The sequence below is a fragment of the Cohnella terricola genome (genome assembly GCF_007786475.1).
GTDB lineage: Bacteria > Bacillota > Bacilli > Paenibacillales > Paenibacillaceae > Cohnella > Cohnella terricola.
The window spans coordinates 375,463-400,511 of record NZ_VNJJ01000001.1 but is presented as its reverse complement, the minus strand read 5'-3'; the positions used below and the strand labels follow the sequence as shown (position 1 = coordinate 400,511).

Sequence of the window (25,049 nt, the reverse complement as noted above, 5' to 3'; positions counted from 1 at the left end):
GTCAAGGGGGCTCTTCGTTCGGCTTTTGTCGCGGTCTTATCGATGCTATCGTATAATGATGGAAAGGTGGAATGACCATGATCCTGCTCGTTTGGATTGGCGTCTTGATTTTTATCGTTATATGCGTATGTATTTATGGATTGGTCATGGAGCCAAGAAGTCTGCGCATTACCCGGCACGAGATTCGCTCGAACTGCATCCCTGCCGCGTTCGATGGGACGACAATCGTGCAGTTCAGCGACACCCACATCGGTCCGCATTACTCGCTTAAAAGGCTGCGCCGGCTTGCCGATGCCATTAATTCGCTTCATCCCGACATTCTCGTATTTACGGGTGATCTGCATGACGCACGAAGGAAAGACAATATTGCCAAATACGATCCGGCACCCATACTGGCCGGAATGAACGCTAGACTCGGCAAATATGCCGTCTACGGCAATCACGACTTCGGCTACTGGAAGAACTCTCGGACTTCCGGGTCTTTTCTAGGCCGTGGCGGATTTACGATGTTGGTCAACCGTACTGCGCGAATTGTTGCGGATAACGGCGATCGTATTCTCATCGCCGGCTTGGACGATTGCATTATAGGCCAGCCGAAGCCAAAACAAACCTTATCCGGCGTGTCGGACGAGACGTTTCTTCTGCTCCTCGCGCATGAACCCGACCTTGCCAACCGACTAATAAACTACCCGATCGATCTGCAACTGTCAGGCCATAGCCATGGAGGGCAGGTGAAATTACCGCTGTTCGGGCCGTTCGTCACGACCGTGTACGGCCGCAAATACGTTCAGGGTCTATATACGGTTAAAGGGCGCCGAAGAGGCGCCCGTCCTTATCATCTCTATGTCAATCGGGGAATCGGCACTACCCGGATCCCTGTCCGTATCGGCAGCGTACCCGAATTGTCCGTGTTCACGCTGCTTCGGGAGCGACCAACTAATCAAAGTTAAACTAGTCGATATATCGACACTTATGATTCCAAAATATTTTGACCGATGTATTGGCCTTCACGCAAGCCGCCCGGGCAAGCAAACATCCCGCTAGCGATGTGCATCGCGTACTCGTTTAGCGCGTCCTTGCTTTGCATGAGCTTAAGCATCGGAATAAACTGCTCCTCCGGATTGCGCTGGAAGCTGACGAACAACAATCCCGCGTTTACATTACCCGTGCGGGGATCGACCCCATCGGTATACGAAAATCCCCTACGGTGAATCAATTGCTTCGACTCCTTGGCCAGGCGCACATGCGCGCCGACCGGCATCGTTGACGGATCGGCGTGGTCGAACTCGTCCTTCTTGCCATAGGCCGCGCCCGATTCCTTGTATCTACCGAACGTATCCTCCTGATCGGCAAGCGACGATCTGTCCCACACCTCGAGCAGCATTCGTACTTTGCGGTAAGCCATATAAGTGCCGCCTTGCATCCAGTCCGGTTCATCCGCGCCTGCCCAGACGACGTCTCGATATCCATCGGGCGTCTGATGCAGACTGTTGGCCGTGCCGTCCTTGAAACCGAACAAGTTGCGCGGAGTTTGACCTCCGCTACCACCGCTAATAAACCCTTCCTGCAGCCAATTAACGGTCGCCGAACCCGTCGACAGGCGAATAAAATTGCGTACGGCGTGAAAAGCGACCTGCTGATCTTCCGCGCACACTTGGACGCAGACATCTCCACCTGACAACAGCGGATCCAGGCGCTCGCGCGGCATTCGCGGGATGTCCTTTAAAAACTGCGGCTGCTTGCTCGCGATGCCGAAGCGGTCTTGTCCGTCGAGACGGAAGAACGTCGGCCCGAAGCCGAACGTCACCGTCAGCCTCGAAGCTGGCAAATCGAGCGTTTCTCCCGTATCGCTCGGAGGCAGCAGCGGGTTGTCTCCCGTCCTCATCGTGCCTCCCGCCATGCTCAGATCGGCGAATTTCGTCCAATCGCGGAACAGACGGATAACGGCAAGCTTATCCGCCGCCGTTATCTTGAAACTGGCCAAATACATATAAGTTTGCTGAGGGGTCACGATCCCCGGCTGGTGCTCGCCATATAACGCTATCCGTTCGTTCTTCTCGTCTTCTGCTCCTGCGGCGGCTGGCTGTGCGGGAGAGAGCGCCTTCCCGACCGCCGCCATGCCGCTTGCCCCGATCGCGAGGCCGACGCCCACCGATGCGGTTATTTTCAGAAAATCGCGTCGCGACATTCCATCCTGCTTGTTATCCCGCTCCATCTGCCTTTCCCCTTCTTCGATCGAATTAAAGTATGCTTGCGGTTTGAGACATGAGATTGGAAAGCTGGCTGATCTGATCGCTGATTTCGCGGATCTGCTCCGTTGTCAGCTTGTCGTAAGTTACGAATAGTCCGTTCGTCTGATGTTTGCTCAACGTTTGTTCAAGAAGCTGGAATTGCTTATCCAATTGGTCCGCGAGACCCGGGTTTTTCTCGTTCAGCGCCGGGATAATCGCGAGATACACATTTTTGGAACCATCCACGTTCGCCGCAAAATCGACCAAGTCCGTGTGGGAATAAATCTCTTCTTCTCCCGTAATTTTCGAGATCGCCGCTTCGTTAAGCAATTCCATCGCCCCGGCGACCATCGCCGTTGGCTCCAACTCGATCGATTTAATCTTATCCCGCAGTTCTTCAGTGTCCTTCACCAACTGATCTGCGTATTGATCCATGCCTACCAGCGATTTGTCGAGCCACAATGCCTTCTCGATCCGGTGGAAACCGGTCCACTCGCTCTCGTCCTCCACGTCGGCAAGACGAGCGTCGATTCTTGGATCGAGATCCCCGAAGCTCTCGGCGATCGGTTCGATATTCTCGAAGAAGACGCGAGCTTTCACGTATTCTAACTTTGCTTTTTCGAAGTCTCCCGCTTTGACGGCTTCAACGAACACCTTCGTCTGGATAGCCAGTTGTTCAGCTTGCTCTTCGACGTACAGTTTGTAATTCGCCACCGCTTTGGCCAGCAGCTCCGATGTATTTCCCGTCGTTTGCTTGGCGTTAAGCAAGTTCTCAAGCGCGCCCTGCAGCTTCTCGGCCGTCACTTTGAGCGCAGCGAAATCGATCTTGTCATAAGCCGAAGCCGAGAAGATCGGCATTTCGTATTTCTCGACTTCCGTATACTCGAGCGGGAACGTCTGACGAACAGAGTTCTCAAAGGCGAGCCACGCGTCATTGATCGATTTGCTCAGACGTTTGACCTCATCCGTGTCCTGCTTCTCGATCGCTTCCTGCAGTTTCTTCGTCTCTTCCTGCACCTTCAGCGTTCCTTCGCGAATCGCGCTGTTGTCCGCGGAAGCCGATTCGTTTTGCTGCGTCTGAACGGCCGTGGCTGGTTGTTCATTATTGCTTTTGTCGTTCGATTTAGCGCATGCGCCTAATACGAGCGCAGCAGCAAGAATAACGCTTGCCACCTTGATTTGTCTGTTCACTGTCCGGTTCCCCCAATAAATTAATTGACGTCTGGTCTAGTCGATAACAAGTCGACTTTCTTGCTTTTATCTCTAGAAACTCTCTGATACACGAGCGCGAAAACTGCGATAAGTACGAATAGCAATTGCGGCAACGTGCTGTACCAAGAAGAATACAAGCTTAAAGAGCCGTATTCCGGCAAATAGTCATGTACCGTTGATGGAATGACCCCTGCCATCTGCAAGCTATGAATGCCCGATCCCATAAACTTGAAACAGAGATAAAACACGATTACGCTGGACACGAGGAAAACGGGACGTACAGGAAGCCGCGAGCCCAGCTTGATCATCGCGACTGCGCACACGGCCAGAATTCCGAATCCCGTCGCAATGCCGCCAACCAACTCGCCAGTGGACATCTTGCCCGTCATTCCGATCAGGAAAATGACCGTTTCCAATCCTTCGCGCACGATCGCGAAGAAAGCAAGCAGCGCGAGCGAAATCATTTTGCCGCTCGTCAGAGCTTGCGTGCTTTTGAACTGTAGGAACTTATTCCAACGTTTCACGTCAGAATTTCGATGCAGCCAGTAGCTTACATATAACAACAGCAAGCTTGCAAGCACACCCGTCCAGCCGTTGATGAGCGAATTGTTATTTCCGAACGCGCTCGACGACAGCACGAACGTTACGACTAAACCTGCCCCTATGCAGAGCAGAATGCCGGCGGCGGAACCGCCGATGACCCAACGTTTGGCTGGCGCTGAATCCGATTTCTTCGCGTACATAAGCAACGTCCCCACAACTAGAAGTGCTTCGACTCCTTCCCTCAGCGGGATCAAAGCGGCATCCCACCATGAGTATTGCGCATTCATGAGCGGCGAAAGCGAGTCGATCATTCTCTCGGCGATCGGCAACGCTTGATTTTTCTTATCCGAACCGGACAAATACGCATCCAGCAAGACAAGATCCCGCTCGGCGTGATTGTACACAGTCTGGGATTGGCTGACGACGTCGCCTTCGACGGAGAGCCATTGGCGCTGAAGCAGCTTGACTTCGGACAGTGCCTCAGGCCATTGCTCTTTCTTCATCAGGTCGGCGGCATGGCGAAGCTTCATGACATAAGAAGTTAACGTCATCCGCTGCTTGCCGCTATTATCGGTATACGCTCCGTCCGAGTAATTCCTTAGCGAGAATTGCAGAGCGCCTGCTTCTTCTTTCGCCCGGCTTGCGTCTTGATTCAAGAACGCAAGTGACAGGCTCGCGATCTGGCGGTCGATCTCGAGCGACATGTCCGTCGAGTTCTCTTTGACCGTTTTCTTATTTAGAGTCCACCACTTCTTAACCAGCCCGAACGATTCTGCCGCCTGCGAAACGTTACCCTGGTCTAGGTTTGCTATCATTTCATCTGTATGGGCGATAACGGCTTCGACCTTCGCTTCAGTTGGACCAGCCGCAAATGCCACAGACGCGAAAGACATCGCAAATAAAAGAGGCAACATCAGAATGATTGCGCGAACCGCCGTATACATTTTCTTCATCCTCGGCCGGCTTGTGTTCGCCATTCGGTAGCCTCCTTGCAATCGATAATTCAGCCTCTAAATTGCTGATAATGATTCTCATTCACGATAAGTAATTATAGATTCAGGTAGCGCGAGTGTCAATAGATAGATTGTGAACGATAGCTGTTGCAGTTGCTAATGTTTGGCCGCTTTCTCGGATGTGGCGACAGTCATCCACCGCCAAACGAACGCTATCAATAACACAAGAACCGCCGTCGCGAACGGCAGCCACCCATATTCCCAATCTCCCCACGACGGAAGAAAGTCCCTCACCATCTGAACATCTTCCAGCATCCCGCCCGCCGAATAACCAAGAATTGCCGATCCAATCCAAACGATAAACGGATAACGGGTCAACGCTTTAAGGATTAATTGACTGCCCCAAATAACAAGCGGAATACTGAGCGCGATTCCCGCCGCCATTAACCACACCTCATTCTTGGCAATAGCCGCGATCGCCAGGACATTATCCAAGCTCATGATCATATCGGATAGAAGAATAATCCCGACCGCTTTGCCGAGTGATGCCCCTCCTTTGACCTGCTTGTCCGCGCCTTCATCTATGAGCAGGTGGAACGCGATATAGAGCAGGAGCAGCGCCCCGACAATTTGAACAGCAGGCATACCGAGCAGCGCAACCGCCACGATCGATAGAACGATTCGCAGGCCGACAGCACCGATCGCACCCATCCAGATCGCACGATTTCTCAGGTTCGGGGGCAAATTCCGGCTCGCCATAGCAATCACGACCGCATTATCGCCGCTCAGCACGATATTCACGAGCAATATTTCCATTAACAGCAACAAATTTTCCAGCATTCTGTTCTCCTCAGAGGCTTGTATTTTGGTACAACTATACTATTGTAGACAAAATCGAACTCAATCATATTTATGAAAAACAAAAAGCCTTCATCCTGATCGGATGAAGGCTTTAATTGGAACACGAAATGAGACTGAGCGGTTAACCTTGAATCTCGGGCAATGAGCGGACTTCGCGAACCATGCTGGACTCGCATATCGGGCAAAGGGGATTTTCCGCGAACGAATAATCCTCCCTTATCCAGCATTTGCAGCCTTGATTGGCGCATGCCCACACGGATGTATCCACCATTTCGATCTCTCCTGCAAACTGCTTCGTTCGTCCGTATTTAGCCATTAAGGATAAACACCTCTCTCAGAAAAAGTCACTGACTTTGATTCAACGATTTTTTCGGGCCGACAATACTTGCACACTTTCGTCGCGGGGCCGTCTCCCACGACTAGATCGTAAAGCAGATTAATTCTTGACCTTGCGCATCGCGGACACTGTCCTCTTCCTCTTCCCGGCATCACAAGATGTACGTTGCCCCGGTTTCTGCGTGCCATATTCGACCTCTCCCCATTTCCATGATTTGCACAATACAGCTTCCGCTCCTGCACAAAACGCGTCCCCCAAGGCAGGGGAGTAAACATCGAACATCGCACCACCGCCTAGCCCATTAAATGTAAAAAAACTCATATAGCAACGAAGACATCTCGCCTGCCGCGAGATGCCCTTCCTCTAGAGGATACCATGAATGGCAATCGTTATCAATCTTTCCGTAGGCCGGGAATATCATTCCCCAATTTGCCGCTTACATTCCCTCGGTCTCTCGGGATCAACAAACCTTGCTGCTATTGCGATTAGACAAACCGCGGATATCCCGCCGATATACGTAAACAAATTAAAAAATAATTTATTCGTGTACTGATTAAGGATGAAGTATCGGAAAATAACCGAACCGGGATTTCCGGGTCCCCCTCCTAACACTCGAAGAAGCCGTTTTATCGACGCATATTCTCCCCATAAACATGCAATCAACAATGCGATTAATCCGATGACGGACAGTTTCATTGTCGGCTTGCCTATCGGAAAACGTTTAGTTATCCGGTACACGCAAAACAATGTGGCTGCATAGAGCACTGTAGCTGGCACGACGAAAACCAAACCAACATTTCCGTTGCCGGAGGTTCCATATCCAGCCCCTCGATATTTTACGGTGAACAGAAACGCAAGGAGAAAGAACACAGCGCTTAGAATCGAGAAAATCGCCAATGTCAGGACGTCTCTTTTGGGAATCGCCATTTCCCTTCCTCCTTCGGGGTTCGTCTCGGGTCTCATTGCCTCATTTTGCGACAATGAGCGGGGCTACGTCTCCCGCCTCACCGCTATTGATGTATTTTGCGACAATGAGTGATTGCTCGCCGACTTTTTCCTCTCCATTGCTGCATTTTGCGACTATGAGACGGTTTGCGTTACCTTTATCGCTGCTATTGCTGCAATTTGCGACAATGAGCGGGGCCGCGCGGTCCGCCCCGCCGTCATTGATGCATTTTGCGACAATGATTGATTGCGCGGTTCCACCGGTTCACTGTAAAATTACGCTATATCGTCGAAATCGTTCCATAACCGGGGGTTACTCAGTTGCGAAAGTTACTTTTTATTCTATCTGCCCTTGTCATCTTCTATCTCTCGGCATGTTCTACGTCTAAAGAGACCACCAGCCACGAAAGCCCGACTCAACTCAAAGGAGAATTGGCTTCCATACAGGTGTCCCAGTATGTCACGGGAACTACCAGGACGCAACCAGAGTTAACGGTTTTATACGACAAACAAGAGGACTTGATGTTGCTGCAGCAGAAGTTTGAAGGGGCGGAAGTTCCGCAATCGTTCCCAGAAGACAAAAGCATTAGTAAAATACAAGTCGTTGTTTTCTTTTACGAGGAAAACGGACAGACTGTCAGATCCGACGGCTATATGTTTGTAACGTTTCAGGACGGTATACGTTACAGCAAGCTTATACAGTCCCCGAATCATATTCAAGACGTGTATCCTTATAACGAGTCCGATAATGAGCTGGTCATTCGCCGAGCAGGCACGGATGGTTGGCGTCAAACAGGAGATACGAACAATCTTTTGTGAAGTGTGCTGTAACGGTCCCGCAGACCCTTACAACCACCAAAATCTCGAACACTTGCGCTGTAATGGTCCCGCAGACCCTTACAGCCACCAAAACCTCATAAGCAAGCACTGTAACGGTCTCGCAGACCCTTACAACCACCAAAACCTCGAACACGATCACTGTAACGGTCCCGCAGACCCTTAAAGTCGCCAAAACCTCGAACACGAGTACTGTAACGGTCCCACAGACCCTTACAGCCACCAAAACCTCATAAGCAAGCACTGTAACGGTCCCGCAGACCCTTACAGCCTCCAAAACCTCGAACACGAGTACTGTAACGGTCCCGCAGACCCTTACAACCACCAAAACCTCGAACACGAGTACTGTAACGGCCTCCGATATACGATTACTAACGCCATTGATTAAATAAGGACTAATCGGTCCATAAAGCGGTCACTCTAGTCATTTCAATTAATTTAAAATAACGGAGACTGCACCTAAATTCCATTGAATGGTCAATTCATCCGCATGCGTCTGTTGAAGAAAAAGTTCCTTGATAAATAGGTACTAAATCAAGAACAGAAATCTGGATTGTATTCAACCTCTTGAAGTCAGAACGATTCTGAAACATTTCATCCTCCTAATATGCTAAGAGCAATTACCGATTCTTCAATGAATTGGTAATTGCTCTTATTATTTTTTATGCTCTTTGGTTTTTCTCATACAATTCATTCATGAAGTTGCCGGTACTGATTATCGCATCTTTCGCTTCCTCCAAAGAGGAATAAAAACTCAGCCAGTTGTGGAACATGGAAGGCCAAGATCTGAAACGGATATCAACTCCCGCCAATGCGGCCTGAGCCACAAACGTCAGAGATTCCCTTAGCATGAGTTCCGATTCACCGACCATTACGTAAATAGGCGGCAGTCCCCTTAAATCTCCATAAATCGGCGACGCATATGGCACATTGGGCGAAACTCCGTTTAAATAATTGTCGGCCAACTGTACGAGAGCTTCTTTGGTAACAACCGGATCTACTCCCTCTTTGGTGATGTAGGTATCTCCTGTTTGTCCCAAATCAATCCATGGAGAAACCATTACCCCTCCCGCCGGCATAGGAGATTTGGTATCCCTGATGTGCATCAATAAGGCTGCAGTTAAATTCCCTCCTGCCGAAACCCCGCCAATGATTATATTTTGGGGCTGATACCCTTGATTCAGCAACCAGTCATAAGCTTTCAACGCATCTTCAATCGGAGCAGGAAACGGATGTTCCGGTGCCAGACGGTAATTTATAGACAAGACGCGCGCTTTGGCCGCTCTCCCCATTTCACTGGATTCGATCCGATATGAATTGATACTGCCATACATAAATCCTCCGCCGTGCAGGTATAGAAGTACGCGGTCTTCTGCAGACTCCGGAAGGATTTGCCACTCCCCTTCCAATCCATCAATGTCTACCTTCTCCGTAACCAAATCGTTTGCTACAGGAAGCAGGGCAAACATAGCTTCCACCCCTACCCTTAGCTCTTCAACGGTTGCCCCAGCACTTGGCAAGTTATCCTTGAACAAACGATGAGCTTTCCGCAATGAGTCCTTCATATATCATTCCTCCACTTAATTGTCTATTGATACTACCTATTTGTTACATGTTTATTATAAGGATTAAAACGTAGATAATACATAGATATATATAGGCTGTTTAGGGTATTCTCAAATGAAAACTAGTTATTTAATGTATATCGCCTTAAATTTAAAAATTGTGATATCATCGCCAATTGATCATTAATTTCTCATCCAGTATTAGCAGCTTAAAAAGATATTGAATAATAAAAAGGTTTCTGCTCTGCCGGAAAAAGCAGATCAGAAACCGCTCATTACATCCCGTACATATTCGATGGGATCAAGTGTTGATGTACATTGGATCGATGGCCTTGGTTGCATGAAACGTGTTCGATCGATCATTCCGGTAGTTAGCTTCAACAAACATAGTTTTATAGATTTTCTCTTACACGCTCTTTTGCTATTGGTAAAAATACCGAGAATGCCGTACCTTTTACAGCTTCGCTGCGTACTTCGATCCAGCCTTTGTGTACGACAATGTTTTGCTGCGCGATCGCCAGGCCAAGACCTGTACCGCCGTTCGGACGACTTCTTGAATGATCGGCCCTGTAAAACCGGTTGAATATATGGGGCAGATCTTCCTGTGGGATGCCGACTCCGTTATCCTCAATTACAATCCGGACAACCTCATCCTGCAGGTCTGGACTGTACATCCGTTCCACATGAAGCTGTACTTGTCCCCCCTCGTTCGTATAATGAATCGCATTAATTAAAATATTGTATAGCGCGTGAAGAATACGAGATTTCTCGACCGAGACCTCGATCACATCTTCTGAAGCATGCATGGATAAGCCGATATGCTTATCCTCGGCCAAAAACTGCGTTTTCTCGATCAGCACGCTGACCATCTCGACTATATTTTCAGCCGTTGGGCGAAGCTCTGTGCCGCCGGCCTCCAGCTTGGATAGATCAAGCACGTCATGAACCAGCCGGGATAGCCGCAACACTTCGTCGAGCAGAGACGATAGCTTTTCCGGGGTAAGCGGGACATCCCTTTCCTGAGCAAGCTCCATTTCGCCCTGTATAACCATGAGCGGGGTTTTCAATTCATGCGCAACATCGGATAATAGCTGCTTACGGGATTGTTCTGCGCTGGCGAGACTTTGATTCATCTCCTGAAGCGCTCTTGAGATCGCCCCGAACTCGTCCTTCCTGCGGACAGGGAAAATCACGTTTGCATCTCCTTGCCTGATCCCATGGATACCTGCAACAATTTTGCGTATCGGACGGGTCATCCTCCAGGATAACAGGAAGATGATGCCCAGAGCGGCAACAGCAGTCAGCAGTAAGGATACAAGAAGGGTATTCGGGAGAATGTTGTACCACATGTTTTTAAATTCATATGTTTTGTACTGGCTGTCGTTCATAACAAAAAGGCGGCCAATCTTCTGATCATGTTCATGTAACGAGATATGAAAACCATCGGCCTGCATGATTTCGATGTCCAGCCGTCCTTGCTGGTACAATGTTTTGCCACCCACTACCATGGCGATTTCGGCAAAACCTCGGCTATGTTCAAATTGTTCATCATGGACGCCTTCCCATGAATCATTGTGATCCGCATAATATTGCTCAAATTCCTCTTGCAGCAACTTAAAAGCGACTTTGTCTTTATAATAAGCAAGATCACGGACAATAAAAAACTGGATATGTGTGACAGCGAGCAGGCTGAACAAGATGAAAACGATCAGAATGCTCATCGACAGCATAAGCTTCGTTCTAATTTTCATGCTTCGCTCCAAAGCGATATCCGAACCCATAAACCGTCTGAATGTATACAGGCTGATCGATATTGTCCTCGATCTTTTTACGCAGCTTGCTAATGTGTGAATCCACCGTCCGTTCGTCAATGACGAATTCTTCTTCAAAAGCGTGCTGAAGCAGCTGCATTCGGCTGTATACCCGGCCAGGCTTCGCCGCAAGCATATGAAGGAGCTTGAATTCGGTCGGTGTTAGCCGCAGCTCCTGATCTCCTTTATATGCTTGTAAGCTTTCCTCGTAAATCGTCAAATCGCCTCTCTTGAGCACATTGCTCTGTACGCCGCTGTCACTTCTGTTCATTCTCCGCAATAAGGATCGGATACGAGCGGAAAGCTCTCTTAGGCTGAATGGCTTTGTTAAATAATCGTCCGCTCCCATCTCCAGGCCAACGATTTTGTCCGTTTCCTCCGTTTTGGCCGTTACCATAATAATTCCCGGCTCTCCGATTTGCCGGAAATAACGGCACACATCCAGACCGTTCATTTGCGGCAGCATCCAATCCAGAATGACGATATCCGGCTTGTGCTCAACAAATCGACTGACCGCGGTTTTCCCATCCTTGGAGGTAACAATATCGTAGCCCTCCGTCTGAAGGAAATCTTCCATTAACGACAATATTTTCTCCTCATCTTCGATGATTAGAATTTTGATCCCCATTTTTGTCCCTCGCTCATTTTTCCGTTATTTCGTGTTCCAGTTTAACTACATTTTACTATACAACAACTTGATTCGACGAATGGAAGCGCCACAACCTCTCAAACATGTCTCCACAAGTTCGCAATATTCCGGTGCTAGTATAGTTGTAATGCCTGTTACAAACACGATATAGGAGGATCAGATCAATGAGCTACAGATTATCTTTGAAAAAGAAGCAATTATTGATTACGATTCATGTCATTTCGATTATAAGTTGGTTCGGCGGCGTTTTTTGTATGTTTATGCTCGGGTTGTACATGCTGAACTCCGATAATGGAGAGCAACTTTATTACACCCTTGAAAACATGCATTTGGTCGATGTCATCTTGATTCGCTATACCGCGCTTGTCGCCTTTTTATCAGGTCTCGCGCTATCACTTTGGACAAACTGGGGACTATTTAATTATTACTGGATTGTAACCAAACTCATTTTGACGATAGTTTTAATTTTATTCGGGGTCGCATATTTGAGCCCATGGTTATCGCAGCTCCTTCGCGAAGCGGACCAGGGAAGGTCTCTTGCCCTGATTAATGCAGCATTTCTCGATAAAAGCTATTCCCTTCTCGGAGGCGCTATCGCAAACATCGTCGCGCTTGCTTTTATGACGGCGATCTCTTATTTCAAACCATTCGGCAAAATCAAACCAAAGCTAAACAAATCCAAATCATAGCGCGAAAGGGGGTCATGAATTGTTCCACATTTTTTCCAATATGATTTTGACATTTCTGATGGCGATTATATGGCCTATTGCTGGATTATTGGTTACGATGCTTCCTTATGCGAAAAATAACCAGCGACTAAGGCTCTGGAGAATGATTCTGATGGGGGTCATCTACATCAATCTCACAATCGCCGGGTTATGGGGGGCTCTACTTATCATCAGTTATATTCAAAATGACTGGCTGATTATTGAAGGGAATATCAAGGGAATGGTTCCCGTCGCGCTTACCGGTTATTTGCCAGTCGTTGTTTTCACATTGTCGCGGGCAAGGCGTCTAGGCGAAGCAAATCAAGAGCAATTGTCGGCAGTGACGTTGGCCAAGACAGTGGATCCCCTGCTGGTTATTCCGCTCTATGCAGCTGCATTGGCTTCCGGTATAAATGCTTTTAGCAATGTTGTCGCTCAAGCGGTTATGCCGAGCTTATTTGAAATCGTGCAAAGACCTTTTCTGTTGCTGCTTATTCTGGTCGTGCCTGCTTTTTTCATCGTGAGAAGATATGTTGTGGTCTTACGAAGGGGGCTCATCCTGCATCCATTTTGGAAAAGGTTGATTAAGTTCGCTGCGATGACCGCCATAACGGCAATTGTTGCGGTCGTAATCATTGTTGTTCATGTCTTGTGGGGAGCGAATTTATCCAAATTGCCGGAAGCCACCGATATGATGAACCATCATCTGATTGATGAAGGGGGCGGAACGCCTACGATGATGTCAGTCCATCAGATGCGCGGTCATTCCAATCATTCCAATATGGTCGAAGTGGCTGCTTTGACGGGAGATATCTCCGATCCGGCGGATGTCACGTTCGAACTCGTCGCGCAGAGGCGGGAAATAACACTTGCTTCCGGCGCGAAGATCGATGCCTGGACCTACAATGGAGAAATCGCCCCCGAGCTTCGCGTGCGATATGGAGATATGGTGGAAGTAAAGCTGCTCAACAAGGATATCGACAAAGGCGTGACGATTCATTGGCATGGCTATAATGTGCCGAACGCGATGGACGGCGTGCCGGGAATGACCCAGAACGTCGTCAAACCGGGGCAGTCTTTTACGTATAAATTTCGGGCGATGCAGGATGGAACCTATTGGTTTCACTCTCATCAGCAAGCTGCAGAGCAAGTGAGGAAGGGGCTCTTCGGATCGTTAATTGTCGAGCCGAGAAGCGGCCGGATAGACGAGTACGATGAACAATTTACGATTATCAATCATAATTGGGAAACAGATCAAGGAAAGAAGATCGCCTTCGGAACCGAGGATCAAATGCAATTCAAGCAAGTGGAGCCCGGAAAAATGGTAAATTTGAAAATTATCAACACGCAAAACATCTCGCAAAAATACCTTCTGCAAGGCGTCGATTATCAAATTACAAGCATTGACGGCGTGCGGATTCATGATCCGGACCTATTGTCCGATGACACTGCATTCAGACTCGCATCTGGCGGAAGATATGATATCGTCTTTAGGATGCCGGATCATCCCGTAAAATTCAAAATCGGAGACTACAGGGAATCTGAGGATCCTGGCATCGTCTTCTATGGTGATGATGATACGAGTTCCCTGCCGAAGGAATCAAGCTTCAAAGCGGAATCCAACTTGTTCGATCCGACAAAATATGGGAAGCCAATCGTCAACGAATTAACGTCCGCAACCAGGTTCGATCGGGAATTCACGATGATCCTTGGCAACAGGATGGGCTTTTATAACGGACAATTTAATTTTTTGTGGACAATTAATGGAGAAGTATACCCCTATATCCCAACCTTTGTCGTCCAGGAAGGCGACAGGGTCAAAACAACATTCGTGAATAGAAGTCTGACGGAGCATCCGATGCATCTTCACGGGCATCATATGACGGTATTGAAGAAGAACGGCAAGAAAGTAAGGACGCCTTGGATGACCGACACGTTAAATGTCTATGCAGGCGAGACTTATGAGGTGGCATTTATCGCGGATAATCCTGGAATGTGGATGGATCACTGCCATAACTTGGACCATGCTGCGACAGGGATGATCTTGCACTTGATGTACGACAACATCATCCCTTCTTATGAAGTAGGAACGAGATCAGGGAATTTGCCGGAATAATAATGAATTGGGCGTTCACAAATGGGTAGCTGGAAATCTATTATTTCTCATTATTTGAAGTGTTCTACCCTTTATTTTCCAAAATGTTGAACATTTCATCTCTATGTCTACTTGCCTTTCCTTCTGTCCACTTCCCATCTCCAAGCCTTGTCATTTTTTCCATGACTTTTAATTTCAAACTTTGATGGATGATACTCGGATATGAATTGATTTTTCCAGCAGGTGGCAAGTTAGAAAACTTAGAGTTCCCCGAAACCGTTATTAACGCTAGATTACCGAATCCGTTCAAGTCGTTATGTTCCCAACTTTCTCCTTCGACCGGATGTTGCGGTTGGAAATGCTCGATGGAACTTCTAAACTGGAATTGCCAATCATCTTGAAATGGTGATATGATTTCTTTTCCACCATATGAATAACCATCTCTATAAATTAAATAATCAAGATACGAAAATACAATTCGTTCAACTCCAAAACCATTCCTGTTTTGGTAATCGGATTCATCAACCTTCATCTTACAATAGTTTTCTAACAAGGCAATAATGTCAGTTACCTCGTTTTCTAACAAAATAGATAAAATAACGGTAATCCAGTGCATAGTTTTTGGTGATGTATAAGTAATACGTAAACAAGATTGAAGTGTTCTTAGCTTCTTATTTGCATTACCTTCATCACCAAATGTACCAACGTATTTAGGTTTATCGCTATTTTTCTTGTTATCACGATATTTTCCTAAACGTTGCAGGGACCATTTACCCGTTTCTTTGTAATCTCTGGCAAACTCACGTTTTAATACATACTTGTCAAATAGCACTCGACATTTCAATAGGTGGAACAAGAAATCTTTTGCTTTTTCAGGTGTTGACCATGCCCAAGATAGATTATTAAGGAAGTGTTTATCATCAAGACTTGCATTTTCTTCTCCGAGTTTTCTCATGACAGCATTGACTTGCAATAAGAAGTTTGGAAATGAAATAGTTGATTCAAAACGTTCGTTCTCATCTTCGGATTGCGTGATTGACACATTAAGCATTGCATTATCTCTCAAGATATCAATCAAAGATTTTTTATCTACTGATTCATTCGCTATCGAAATTTTCCTTTTTATCGAATCAAAATCCTTAATTGATTGACATAGACAGCTCCAATTCTCAGTAAAGATACTTCTTCGCACATTCACATCAAAATTCATCTGAACATACGAATTCATATCAGAACATTTTTCCCAAATCAGTGCTGCTATATTTTTGTCGTGATCACTTTCAAGTACTTCTAACAACTTAGCTTTAGCGATTTCATGAAGTTCCAATTGTTCTCCACGGGTATTCATAATTTCAAAGTAATGGTTTAAATCAATGTTCTGCGGGACTTGAACTCGTATAAGAAAAACCCGTTTCAACTTTTGAACAAAGCTGCTTTTGTCGATATTTTTATTCTTGAAGTAGTTATCAACGATTTGAAAACCATGCAAGATTTCTGGTGATGATAATTCTTCAATTAATTCCGGATTACTACTATCGCTGATATAAGAAAGGGTACGATTTGATTTTTCACGAGCCTCAAATCGCAACGCTTCTTTCGCAAATTCAATCCCCAAATACTTCTCAATAAGATATAAAGTCGTTAATCGCTGCTGCCCATCAATCACTTCGTAAACATTGTTATCTGTTTGATTAACAATTAAATTCCCTAAGAAGTAGTTTTTATTAGAACCGTCAATAGAGCTTTCAATATCTTCAATCAATTGTTCTATTTGCGTTTCATTCCAAGCATAATTACGTTGATAAATCGGCACTAGGTAATTGATGTTCTCAAAAACATGCGATACCGGTATAATTTTTAAATCGTTGGACATCTCCTACCACCTATTCCATTCACAAAGCAATTCATGCACGGCTTTGTATTTTTCTTTATTATTGTCATCAACATCTGGCTGTTTAAGCACAAGTAACTTCAATCCTTCTGGATCCGCCATTTCGCTGATGGCAGAAAACATATCGATTCCATAATTTGCTCGTTCATGCTGGCCTTTTGCATATTTATTGATGGTCTGCGGATACACCGCATTCATTGCCAATCGTAATGAATAACACCATGAATAAAGTTGCTGCATCACAGATTGGGTTAAGCGCTCAATGCCAAACCTATCCGCAAAGAATAATAACGAGCATTCATACAGCTGCTTAATGTAAATATCGCCGGAACGCTTGCTTGGAATTTGATCATGGTCATGAAAGCGATTAATTTGTTTTTGTATTTTTTCTAATAATTTTCCGTAATGAAGTGTGTAATTAAAGAATCGTTTCCCGGCAATCAAGGGTTGTGTCAATTGGAATTGATTCAAAAACTTTGAGGCAAGCAATTCATTACTACCATTAGCATTGAATTGTTCTACATACAGATTACTAGCTTTATGGTAAATTGCATAATTGTAGATATTTGCTCCCTTAATTCCTTTGAAAGAATCAATTTTACTTGAAGAATAACCTAAACCTTCTTTTCCCTTATACCATTGAGTCAGTGGATACAAATAACTTTTAAATAAATCGTCCAGATCGTCTTGGTTCATGTTTTCCCAGCTATTTATGATTTTAACTTTTTGGGTTTCATCTTCACTATTCATTTCTCGTAAATGGTATGATTTCAACAAATCATGTGGCGCTAACTCTTTACCACGAGAATTTTGTGAATCGAAGAACTGAAATGCCTCTTGTTCACTGTCCGTGACAATTTGAACCGTGGTGCATTGATTCAAAAGATAATCTTTATATTTTTGACGTTCATCATTGGTTAATTCGTTGGCTCTTTTGGAAAGGACGCCAAAATTTGTGACAATAACATCATTCGATAGTTTGCTGTATTTTTCTTTCAACATACTTTGTTTGTTATCGCCTAAACAATAAAGCAGAATTGATAATGTAGTAAGCCTTTGTTGCCCATCAACAATATTATATTTTTCAGAACGTTCTTTGTGTAAAATTACCGATCCAAGACGATATTCATTGATTCCATCTTTAAACGCCTCATATGTATCAGTAAATAAGGTATTGGTTGACTTCACGCTCCAACTATATGGTCGCTGATATGATGGCAAGGTTAAATTTATAGCAAGCAAGTCTTTTACTTTGGTTATTTTTAATTCATCTTGGATTAGTGCCATTATTCTTCTCCCAATCAGGAACCTAGTATTTGGTCGACAGTCGCATTTTTCTGAAAATCTTTCTGCTGCTTACGATTTCGGGTTTGAGTAAAGAGCTATTCCTTTACGCAGTGCGCGAGGGTCTGCAAATTCGTTCCGTTTTTCCATGGCTTCATTATAACTTATTTTTTCCACTCCCGTGTCTCAACCTATGGGAGCATTATAAACATAGCCCCCAATACATTCGACCATTAAAATAACAAGCCTGTAGCTAGCAAATGCTCGCTGCTACAGGCTTGTTGCACATTATATATTCATTAATCTGTATAAATATACAAAATGTCAAATTCACATCTTTTATGCAAAATCACATCATCTGTATGATCGCTTATTTACATAACGCGCTTAATTACACTTGCTATACCCGCAATTCCCGCATGTTTTGCAGCCTTCCACGTTCAACAGCGACGCTGAGCCGCAAGAAGGACAAAGATCCTTCGAGGTATACATCGCCTTCGGCTTCTCCGAAGCGTAACCCGCGGCCGCGATCGGCGTTTCCTCGGCTGCCGCTTGCTCGTTCTCGGTGAGACCGGCGTGGGTTTCAAGCGCTTGGGCGACGGCGTCGGCGATCGACTCGACGCGGTTCGGGCCGAAACCTACGGCGCCGGAGCCGCCGATGCCTTTCAAATGCTTCACGAGCAATTGCACCTTGTCGCCGTGATCCCCGTAACGCAGAAACAATGAGCAGACGCGCCCGAGCGCTTCCGCCATGGCGAAGACGTCGGAGCCGGCTTTGCCGACGTTCAGGAAGATTTCTCCCGGCGTGCCGTCGATGTCGTTAACCGTAATATACGCCATGCCGAACGGCGTGTTGTATTTATAAGTCGCGCCTCTTAGAATTTTCGGGCGGCTCTTGTATGGCTTATCGAACACTTTCTTCTGCTCCGTCGTCACGCTAACACTCAGCGCGGCGTCGAGCGCTTTCGCTTTCGCTTTCGCTTCCTCTTTCTTCTCGTCCTTGGCCGTGCTCAGCACTTGCACGTCGCGGCTGCCGTCGCGATAGATCGTGACGCCTTTGCAACCTAGCTCAAATGCGAGCTCATAAAGCTCGGCCGTCTCTTCGACCGTGAAATCCGACGGGCAGTTCGCCGTCTTGGAGATCGAGCTGTCGACCCAACGTTGGATCGCCGCCTGTGCCCGAATATGGTCCTTAGCGGACAGATCCATCGCCGTCACGAACCACTCCGGCAGCGCCTCTCCCGGATGAGCGTCTTGCCATTCCTGGGCGATCGGCACGAATTGCTTGTCGAAGCCGAGACGGCTCTGACGGTAAAACTCAAATGCGAAATATGGCTCGATCCCGGTGGAAGTGCCAACCATCGTACCCGTCGAACCCGTAGGCGCTTGGGTTAGCACGGTTACGTTGCGCATGCCGCGCTTCTTCACGGCTTCACCGATTTCTGGGTACGTCTCAACCATATTCTTCATAAATCCGCTTTGCAGGAACGGCTCTGCCTCGAACGCCGGGAACGATCCCTTCTCCGCGGCGATTTCCGTCGAAGCGAGGTAAGCCTCGCGAGCCATGAAGCCGTACAGCTTATCGAGGAACTCCAGGCTTTCCGGGCTGCCGTAACGGATCTCCAGTCGGATCATCAGCTCCGCGAGTCCCATCGTGCCGAGGCCGACGCGGCGTTCGTTCTGCTGGTTTTTCTCGTTCTCCGGAAAATGGTACGGCGTCTTGTCGATGACGTTGTCCAGGAACCGGGTCGAATAATGGACGACGCGGGACAGCTCATCCCATGCCACGTCGTGCTTATCCTCGTCATAGAACTTGGACAAGTTGATCGCCGACAGATTGCACACGCCCCAAGCCGGCAATCCTTGCTCTCCGCAAGGGTTCGTACAGATGATCGGATTAAAATACCAGCTGTTGGACATTTGATTGTAATATTCCATGAAGACGACGCCAGGCTCGGCCGACTTCCAGGCGCCTTCGATGATGCTTTTCCATACGTCGCGAGCGCGAACGGTCCGGTAGTGAATCACTTTTTTACCGCTATTTTTCCATTTCTCGAGGTCGCCATCCCACAGAATGTCATATTCAGGGTCGGCGGAATCCGGAAATACGAGTTCCCAGTCCGCGTCTTCCTTGACCGCCTTCATGAACGCGTTGCTGACGCATACGGACAAGTTCGCGTTGGTAACTTGGCCCATCGTCTGCTTGACGGTAATGAAATCCTCGACGTCAGGATGCCAGTCATTGATCATGAGCATGAGCGCGCCGCGGCGGCTGCCGCCTTGCTCGATCAAGCCGGTCGTATAGCTGAACAATCCGCCCCAGGACACTGCGCCGCTGGAAGAACCGTTCACGCCTTTCACGATGGAGCGGCGTGGACGCAGCGAGGACAAGTTGATCCCTACGCCGCCTCCGCGAGCCATAATTTCCGTCATCTCGGACAACGTCTGCATGATCCCGCCCCTGCTGTCGTGAGGAGAAGGAATCACATAACAGTTGAACAGCGTCAATTCGTCGCTTGCTCCCGCTCCCGCCGCAATCCGCCCGCCGGGCACGAGCTTCCAGTCGTCGAGCAGCCAGCGGAATTTCTCCGCCCAGGCTTTCTGTTTCTCTTGCGTATCTTCAACGGAAGCCATCGCGTTCGCCAATCGCGTCCACATCTCTTCCGGCGTTTTCTCGATCGTTAGCGTCAGCTTCTCCACGGTAGATTCGATCAGATCGCCGTTGCGAAGCTTAACGGTCACATTCTGTCCGTCGCGCTTCGTCACTTCGCCGACGTCTTTTGATGGAAATTTGGGATCGTCCTTCGTGAGCACGAGGACGACGTCGCCGACTTTCGTCTCGTTCGTATCGGCGTTCTTCCAAGCGTAACGGTCCAAAAATATTTTCTCGCTAAGCCCTTCTAACCGTCTTCCTTGAACTGTTTTCAACACCGCTGCACCCTCTCGAAATAAGAATAAAAAAATCAGCCCTATGTAGGCAGCACAATATATTGTTACATGAACCATTATACTACACCATATATGGTGCAACCATAGGTATATCTTCCTCCACAACCATTAAACGAAGAATGACGCTGGAACATCCGGACATCGTTGGATATCCGGTCACTTGTAACTGCCATGTTATGAATTTTCAGCGTTTGCTCATACTAAAGAAATAGTCATGATGACGATATCGCTAGGAGGATTTCCCGTTGCAGATTCCTTACCCTTCTTCCGCGGATTCCGCCGCTCCCGCTTCCGAGTCGGCGCCGCGTAAGCTGCATTCGTTAATAGACATGCATATCGATCGCGGAGCTTTCGAAGAATTGGAACGCCGCGCTGAACGCAACGGTCCGTGGGACGACTGGACTCTTTATCAACTTGCCCTGGAAGCGGAGGAAGCATCCCTTGTTACCGATTTCCACGCGCTTCGTTGCTTATCGCTGCTTCCGCACTTCGAACCTATGCCTCATCAGATAGACACGGCGCGGAAAGTGCTGCATGAGATGCGGGGACGCGCGATACTCGCCGACGAAGTCGGGCTCGGCAAGACGATCGAAGCCGGCCTGATTCTGAAAGAATATTTGATTCGCGGATTGGTGAGGAAGGTGCTGATTCTCGTTCCGGCTTCCCTCGTGCTCCAATGGGTCCGCGAACTGAACGGGAAGTTCGATATCTCCGCCATCGCTCAGAAAAAAGCGTATACCTGGGACAACGACATCGTCGTCGCCTCCATGGATACGGCCAAACGGGAACCCCACCGCCAGAAATTGCTCGATAGCGAATACGACCTGATTATTGTAGACGAAGCCCACAAGCTGAAAAATAAACGAACGGGCAATTACCAATTTATCAACGAATTGCGCAAAAAATATTGCCTGCTGCTGACCGCGACGCCCGTTCAGAACGACATGTCCGAACTCTATAACCTGATTACCCTTCTTAAGCCGGGTCAACTCGGCGGGGAAGGCGATTTCGCGACGAACTTCGTAGCCGACCGCAGAGTTCCGAAGAACGAAGCCAAGCTTCACGAAGCTCTCGGACAGGTCATGATTCGCAATCGCCGCAGCGATGGCGGCGTTGAGTTCACGAAACGGCTCGTGACGAATGTTCCGTTGCGCCTATCATCCGAAGAGATGGCGTTATACCATGGCGTGACCGATTACGTTCGCAAACATGCGGCAGCCGAAAACGGAGATCTAACCAGCATGCTTTCGTTGGTAACCCTTCAACGTGAAGTTTGCTCCAGCCGCGACGCCGTATTCCTTACGTTAATCAACCTTTTCAAGAAAACTTCCGAGGAATCTCCTCTTCGCGCCCGGATCTGGGAGATCGTGGAGCTGATCAAAGGGATCAAAGCCAATACAAAAGCCGAGAAAACGATGGAGCTTATTCAAAGCCTGAACGACAAAGCGATTATTTTTACGGAATATCGTGCGACACAGGAGTATTTGCTCAAGTTTTTTCAGGAACACGGATTGTCGGCCGTACCTTACCGCGGTGGAATGAACAGGGGTAAAAAAGACTGGATGATGGACTTGTTCCGAAGAAGAGCCCAAGTCATGGTCGCCACCGAAGCCGGAGGCGAAGGAATCAACTTGCAATTCTGCCATCACGTCATCAATTTCGACCTTCCGTGGAATCCGATGCGGGTCGAGCAGCGAATCGGCCGCGTCCATAGACTTGGCCAGACACATGATGTGCAAATCTTTAATCTTTGTACGCTCGGGACAATCGAAGAACATATCGTACACTTGCTGCATGAGAAAATCAATATGTTTGAATTGGTAATTGGAGAGCTTGATGAGATTATCCAGCAATTCGAAAAGGAAGAATCTTTGGAGCGACGTCTCGCCCAGTTGGTGCTTGAAACCGACAATTCGGAAGAACTGAAGAGAAGGATTGACGGACTCGGGGACTCGCTGCTCGCGACGAAAAGCCAATTGCATCGGGAGAACCTGCCATGAACATTAAACAAGTGCAAAAATTCGCCGCTTCCTATCTCGAATCGACCCAGTGCCATTTTATCGAGAAAAGTCCCTCCAGCATAACGGTTAAGCTTTCCTCGGACGCGGACCGGGCGTTATCGAATCGCCCTTACTATTGGAGCTACGTCGACCGCACCGGCGTCGAACCGGAGACGATGACGTACAGATGGTCGTTCGCCAGCCCGTCGATAGAAGACCGAGCGACGAAATCCCCGATCTCTTACGTCATGACCGAGTCGGGCAGAATCATTCAGGAAGACGTCTATTTCGGCTCCAGGCGGTTGCAGCAGTTATTCGAGGTCGTCTCGCAGGCGGGCCAATGCGTAACTTTGTTCGAGGAGCCTCCTCGCGGTCGTCCCGGCCCGCTCGGGTCGTTGCCTTACACGGCCTGGCTTGGAGTCAATTTCAAAGTCGGCTACGAATGCGATATGAAACGGGAGGAACTGTACAACTGGGGGATTTCACTGGCGACCGGCGTCATTAACGACAATTTTATGGATACGCTAAAGGACCGAAAGCTAACGCCTCGGCTTCCCTCCAACGTGCATTTGCTTAGAAACGGCCTCTCGCTGCGCAAGGGTATGACCCAACTGGAATCCGCATTGGAGAGAAAACTGAAGAACGCCGATTTTACATGGGCGGTCGAAGCCGAGGGACGACGGCAGGACGAACTTGAGCGAATTCGGCATTATTACCGGCCGATGCTGGAGCATATGGAACATCCCGATCAGAGGGAACAGAAAGAAGCGTTAACCGCCCGATTCCAGCAAAGAGAAGCCGAAATCGACTGGCAGTACCGGCCGCGCGTGTCCGTGTCCGTCTTAAACTGCGGGATTTTCCATCTACCCGGTATCGATTAGCTAACATCGAAGGAAAACCGCCGCGAATCGGCAAAAATAGAGCATCATCGCTTTCCGCCCGCTGACAAGAACTAACAGTCTCGGCACTGCTTGTCCGTTACAATAAGATTCGGCTCAAGACGTATAGCCCATCCTCAAGGACTGCAGGTGATAGATTTGTTTTCCACTCGCCCATCCCGCTCGCATTTGCGACGGAAGCAAAGCATTTGGCACGCCGCATTAACTGTGGCCGTATTGTGGGTCGGCGTTCATTCGCAGCATGCTTACGGCTCGGCTGCGCCTTCCGTTTCGAGCGATCATGCACCTTCGAAGCTTGAAAAACAGGTTCAAGTCTGGGTTTCTCGACTGGCTGAACAGAAGCCGTTTCGGCATTGGCCTGCCGCCGATTCGCAGATCGAAGCGCTCGGCCCGGGAACTCACGGCTGGCTGGTGCTGTTCACCAAAGAAGGCAAACATATCGGTTACATGGTCGTTCACGCGGTGACGGACGGAACGTTCCAGCTTGGCGAATACGGTCTCGGCCCCTTTCCGCTGTTTTCCCAGCAGTTGCTTGTAAGATCACTTATCGACGGCGGTCTTGCCACCGAGACGCAGCTCAGGTCGATCACCGCCGTAAAACATTATGTTCATCCGTTCGCCGCGGCTTGGGAAGTAAAAGTCGGAGGGGAAACCTATTGGTTGGACGCGAAAACCGCTGAGCAGCTTCCCGTAAATGTTGATAGCTGGAAGAAGATGTTTCCAGGGGACCTGAATCTCGCAACGGATGCGGACAATCCGGAGGAATCGGGCATTGAGGCGCTGCAGCTCAACGAGACGTTCGACGTGTACGAGAAGCTTCCGTGGCTAACGCAAGAAGCGCCCTTCCCCGCGAAGAACGCTAAGCTGCTGCAGCAACGTCTCGACGGCGCGAACCATCTGCGTTATGTAACGGAGCCGTTCGGAGACGCGATGCTGTATGCCGTATCGATTATCGGATATCAGCGTTGGTCGAACGGCCGGTTGGACGTTGCTATGGATATGGAAGGAACGCGATTCGTTCCGATCGAAGCTTTGCTTAACAAAGGTCTTTTTTATCGTTAGTTCGATGAATTCGCGGAACGCGCCTCCGGGCGCGTTTTATTTCTGGATTCCGTCCGATTCATCCACCAAACCATTAGTCCGAGCGGCGCCACTCCGAACCATTTGGTGAGCCAAGGTTCCCTGCTTTTCTTGGGCGGGCTTGTTTCCTCATCCTCGGAACGTTCCATGTAGCTGACGACCCGTTCCGTCATGTATTTCAAGTATTCGGAACTATCCAT

20 protein-coding genes are annotated in these 25,049 nt (G+C 48.1%); 7 read left to right on the top strand and 13 right to left on the bottom strand.

Annotated features, from left to right (window positions below; translation table 11 throughout):
* The first annotated feature begins 77 nt into the window (after nt 1-77).
* The gene (locus FPZ45_RS01855; protein WP_186438183.1) at nt 78-950 is read left to right on the top strand and encodes a metallophosphoesterase; all 873 of its coding nucleotides are present in this window, start codon (nt 78-80) and stop codon (nt 948-950) included.
* Nucleotides 951-970: 20 nt separating this feature from the next.
* Here the strand turns inward: FPZ45_RS01855 and efeB are convergent, their stop codons facing one another.
* From efeB to FPZ45_RS01830, 5 genes are all read right to left on the bottom strand, one after another.
* Entirely contained in the window at nt 971-2,215 is a 1,245-nt protein-coding gene (gene efeB / locus FPZ45_RS01850) for an iron uptake transporter deferrochelatase/peroxidase subunit (RefSeq protein ID WP_144697795.1), read from the bottom strand.
* Nucleotides 2,216-2,240: 25 nt separating this feature from the next.
* On the bottom strand, nt 2,241-3,422 hold the full coding sequence (efeO, locus tag FPZ45_RS01845) for an iron uptake system protein EfeO (RefSeq protein ID WP_144697793.1): 1,182 nt from the start codon (nt 3,420-3,422) through the stop codon (nt 2,241-2,243).
* 20 nt (nt 3,423-3,442) lie between these two features.
* The gene (locus FPZ45_RS01840; RefSeq protein ID WP_246120277.1) at nt 3,443-4,963 is read right to left on the bottom strand and encodes an FTR1 family iron permease; all 1,521 of its coding nucleotides are present in this window, start codon (nt 4,961-4,963) and stop codon (nt 3,443-3,445) included.
* Nucleotides 4,964-5,095: 132 nt separating this feature from the next.
* Nucleotides 5,096-5,779 (bottom strand): TerC family protein, encoded by a 684-nt coding sequence (locus FPZ45_RS01835; protein WP_144697791.1) that lies wholly within the window; start codon nt 5,777-5,779, stop codon nt 5,096-5,098.
* Nucleotides 5,780-5,921: 142 nt separating this feature from the next.
* Complete coding sequence (locus FPZ45_RS01830; protein WP_144697789.1) at nt 5,922-6,116, bottom strand: cold-inducible protein YdjO-related protein; 195 nt, start codon at nt 6,114-6,116, stop codon at nt 5,922-5,924.
* A 1,287-nt stretch (nt 6,117-7,403) separates the two neighbouring features.
* Between FPZ45_RS01830 and FPZ45_RS01820 the strand changes: the two genes are divergently transcribed.
* Nucleotides 7,404-7,901, top strand: a complete 498-nt coding sequence (locus FPZ45_RS01820; RefSeq protein WP_144697785.1) for a hypothetical protein — start codon at nt 7,404-7,406, stop codon at nt 7,899-7,901.
* On the opposite strand, the gene FPZ45_RS01815 is transcribed toward FPZ45_RS01820, so the two are convergent.
* The 4 genes from FPZ45_RS01815 to FPZ45_RS01800 all read right to left on the bottom strand — a co-directional run bounded on the left by FPZ45_RS01815 (nt 7,840) and on the right by FPZ45_RS01800 (nt 11,923).
* The gene (locus FPZ45_RS01815; protein WP_144697783.1) at nt 7,840-8,259 is read right to left on the bottom strand and encodes a hypothetical protein; all 420 of its coding nucleotides are present in this window, start codon (nt 8,257-8,259) and stop codon (nt 7,840-7,842) included. The genes FPZ45_RS01820 and FPZ45_RS01815 overlap by 62 nt on opposite strands.
* 322 nt (nt 8,260-8,581) lie before the next feature.
* Nucleotides 8,582-9,484 (bottom strand): alpha/beta hydrolase, encoded by a 903-nt coding sequence (locus FPZ45_RS01810; protein WP_144697781.1) that lies wholly within the window; start codon nt 9,482-9,484, stop codon nt 8,582-8,584.
* Between the two features lie 392 nt (nt 9,485-9,876).
* Nucleotides 9,877-11,205 (bottom strand): sensor histidine kinase, encoded by a 1,329-nt coding sequence (locus FPZ45_RS01805; protein ID WP_246120276.1) that lies wholly within the window; start codon nt 11,203-11,205, stop codon nt 9,877-9,879.
* Between the two features lie 19 nt (nt 11,206-11,224).
* Nucleotides 11,225-11,923 (bottom strand): response regulator, encoded by a 699-nt coding sequence (locus tag FPZ45_RS01800; RefSeq protein WP_144697777.1) that lies wholly within the window; start codon nt 11,921-11,923, stop codon nt 11,225-11,227.
* A gap of 203 nt (nt 11,924-12,126) precedes the next feature.
* Between FPZ45_RS01800 and FPZ45_RS01795 the strand changes: the two genes are divergently transcribed.
* Together FPZ45_RS01795 and FPZ45_RS01790 are read left to right on the top strand one after the other, a co-directional pair.
* The gene (locus FPZ45_RS01795; RefSeq protein WP_246120275.1) at nt 12,127-12,633 is read left to right on the top strand and encodes a CopD family protein; all 507 of its coding nucleotides are present in this window, start codon (nt 12,127-12,129) and stop codon (nt 12,631-12,633) included.
* A gap of 19 nt (nt 12,634-12,652) precedes the next feature.
* Nucleotides 12,653-14,767, top strand: a complete 2,115-nt coding sequence (locus FPZ45_RS01790; RefSeq protein WP_246120274.1) for a multicopper oxidase family protein — start codon at nt 12,653-12,655, stop codon at nt 14,765-14,767.
* A gap of 64 nt (nt 14,768-14,831) precedes the next feature.
* On the opposite strand, the gene FPZ45_RS01785 is transcribed toward FPZ45_RS01790, so the two are convergent.
* The 3 genes from FPZ45_RS01785 to FPZ45_RS01775 all read right to left on the bottom strand — a co-directional run bounded on the left by FPZ45_RS01785 (nt 14,832) and on the right by FPZ45_RS01775 (nt 20,849).
* Nucleotides 14,832-16,619, bottom strand: coding sequence for a DUF262 domain-containing protein (locus FPZ45_RS01785; RefSeq protein ID WP_144697773.1), 1,788 nt, complete (start codon nt 16,617-16,619; stop codon nt 14,832-14,834).
* A gap of 3 nt (nt 16,620-16,622) precedes the next feature.
* The gene (locus FPZ45_RS01780) at nt 16,623-17,924 is read right to left on the bottom strand and encodes a DUF262 domain-containing protein (RefSeq protein WP_144697771.1); all 1,302 of its coding nucleotides are present in this window, start codon (nt 17,922-17,924) and stop codon (nt 16,623-16,625) included.
* A 384-nt stretch (nt 17,925-18,308) separates the two neighbouring features.
* Complete coding sequence (locus FPZ45_RS01775) at nt 18,309-20,849, bottom strand: adenosylcobalamin-dependent ribonucleoside-diphosphate reductase (protein WP_144698353.1); 2,541 nt, start codon at nt 20,847-20,849, stop codon at nt 18,309-18,311.
* A gap of 350 nt (nt 20,850-21,199) precedes the next feature.
* Between FPZ45_RS01775 and FPZ45_RS01770 the strand changes: the two genes are divergently transcribed.
* From FPZ45_RS01770 to FPZ45_RS01760, 3 genes are all read left to right on the top strand, one after another.
* A complete protein-coding gene (locus FPZ45_RS01770) occupies nt 21,200-22,870 on the top strand; it encodes a DEAD/DEAH box helicase (RefSeq protein ID WP_144698351.1) in 1,671 nt (556 codons plus the stop codon).
* Nucleotides 22,867-23,751, top strand: coding sequence for a YqhG family protein (locus FPZ45_RS01765; RefSeq protein ID WP_144697769.1), 885 nt, complete (start codon nt 22,867-22,869; stop codon nt 23,749-23,751). The genes FPZ45_RS01770 and FPZ45_RS01765 overlap by 4 nt, the downstream gene beginning before the upstream one ends.
* A gap of 156 nt (nt 23,752-23,907) precedes the next feature.
* A complete protein-coding gene (locus tag FPZ45_RS01760; protein ID WP_144697767.1) occupies nt 23,908-24,831 on the top strand; it encodes a hypothetical protein in 924 nt (307 codons plus the stop codon).
* Here FPZ45_RS01760 and FPZ45_RS01755 read toward each other — a convergent pair.
* Complete coding sequence (locus tag FPZ45_RS01755; protein ID WP_144697764.1) at nt 24,828-25,049, bottom strand: YqzE family protein; 222 nt, start codon at nt 25,047-25,049, stop codon at nt 24,828-24,830. The genes FPZ45_RS01760 and FPZ45_RS01755 overlap by 4 nt on opposite strands.

What these genes read in the sequence shown, in the direction of transcription:
- FPZ45_RS01855 (WP_186438183.1), top strand. Translation starts at nt 78, where the DNA reads ATGATCCTGCTCGTTTGGATTGGCGTCTTGATTTTTATCGTTATATGC.
- efeB (WP_144697795.1), bottom strand. Translation starts at nt 2,215, where the DNA reads ATGGAGCGGGATAACAAGCAGGATGGAATGTCGCGACGCGATTTTCTG.
- FPZ45_RS01765 (WP_144697769.1), top strand. Translation starts at nt 22,867, where the DNA reads ATGAACATTAAACAAGTGCAAAAATTCGCCGCTTCCTATCTCGAATCG.
- FPZ45_RS01800 (WP_144697777.1), bottom strand. Translation starts at nt 11,923, where the DNA reads ATGGGGATCAAAATTCTAATCATCGAAGATGAGGAGAAAATATTGTCG.
- FPZ45_RS01830 (WP_144697789.1), bottom strand. Translation starts at nt 6,116, where the DNA reads ATGGCTAAATACGGACGAACGAAGCAGTTTGCAGGAGAGATCGAAATG.
- FPZ45_RS01810 (WP_144697781.1), bottom strand. Translation starts at nt 9,484, where the DNA reads ATGAAGGACTCATTGCGGAAAGCTCATCGTTTGTTCAAGGATAACTTG.
- FPZ45_RS01770 (WP_144698351.1), top strand. Translation starts at nt 21,200, where the DNA reads ATGCATATCGATCGCGGAGCTTTCGAAGAATTGGAACGCCGCGCTGAA.
- FPZ45_RS01785 (WP_144697773.1), bottom strand. Translation starts at nt 16,619, where the DNA reads ATGTCCAACGATTTAAAAATTATACCGGTATCGCATGTTTTTGAGAAC.
- FPZ45_RS01805 (WP_246120276.1), bottom strand. Translation starts at nt 11,205, where the DNA reads ATGAGCATTCTGATCGTTTTCATCTTGTTCAGCCTGCTCGCTGTCACA.
- FPZ45_RS01755 (WP_144697764.1), bottom strand. Translation starts at nt 25,049, where the DNA reads ATGGATAGTTCCGAATACTTGAAATACATGACGGAACGGGTCGTCAGC.
- FPZ45_RS01840 (WP_246120277.1), bottom strand. Translation starts at nt 4,963, where the DNA reads ATGGCGAACACAAGCCGGCCGAGGATGAAGAAAATGTATACGGCGGTT.
- FPZ45_RS01780 (WP_144697771.1), bottom strand. Translation starts at nt 17,924, where the DNA reads ATGGCACTAATCCAAGATGAATTAAAAATAACCAAAGTAAAAGACTTG.
- FPZ45_RS01835 (WP_144697791.1), bottom strand. Translation starts at nt 5,779, where the DNA reads ATGCTGGAAAATTTGTTGCTGTTAATGGAAATATTGCTCGTGAATATC.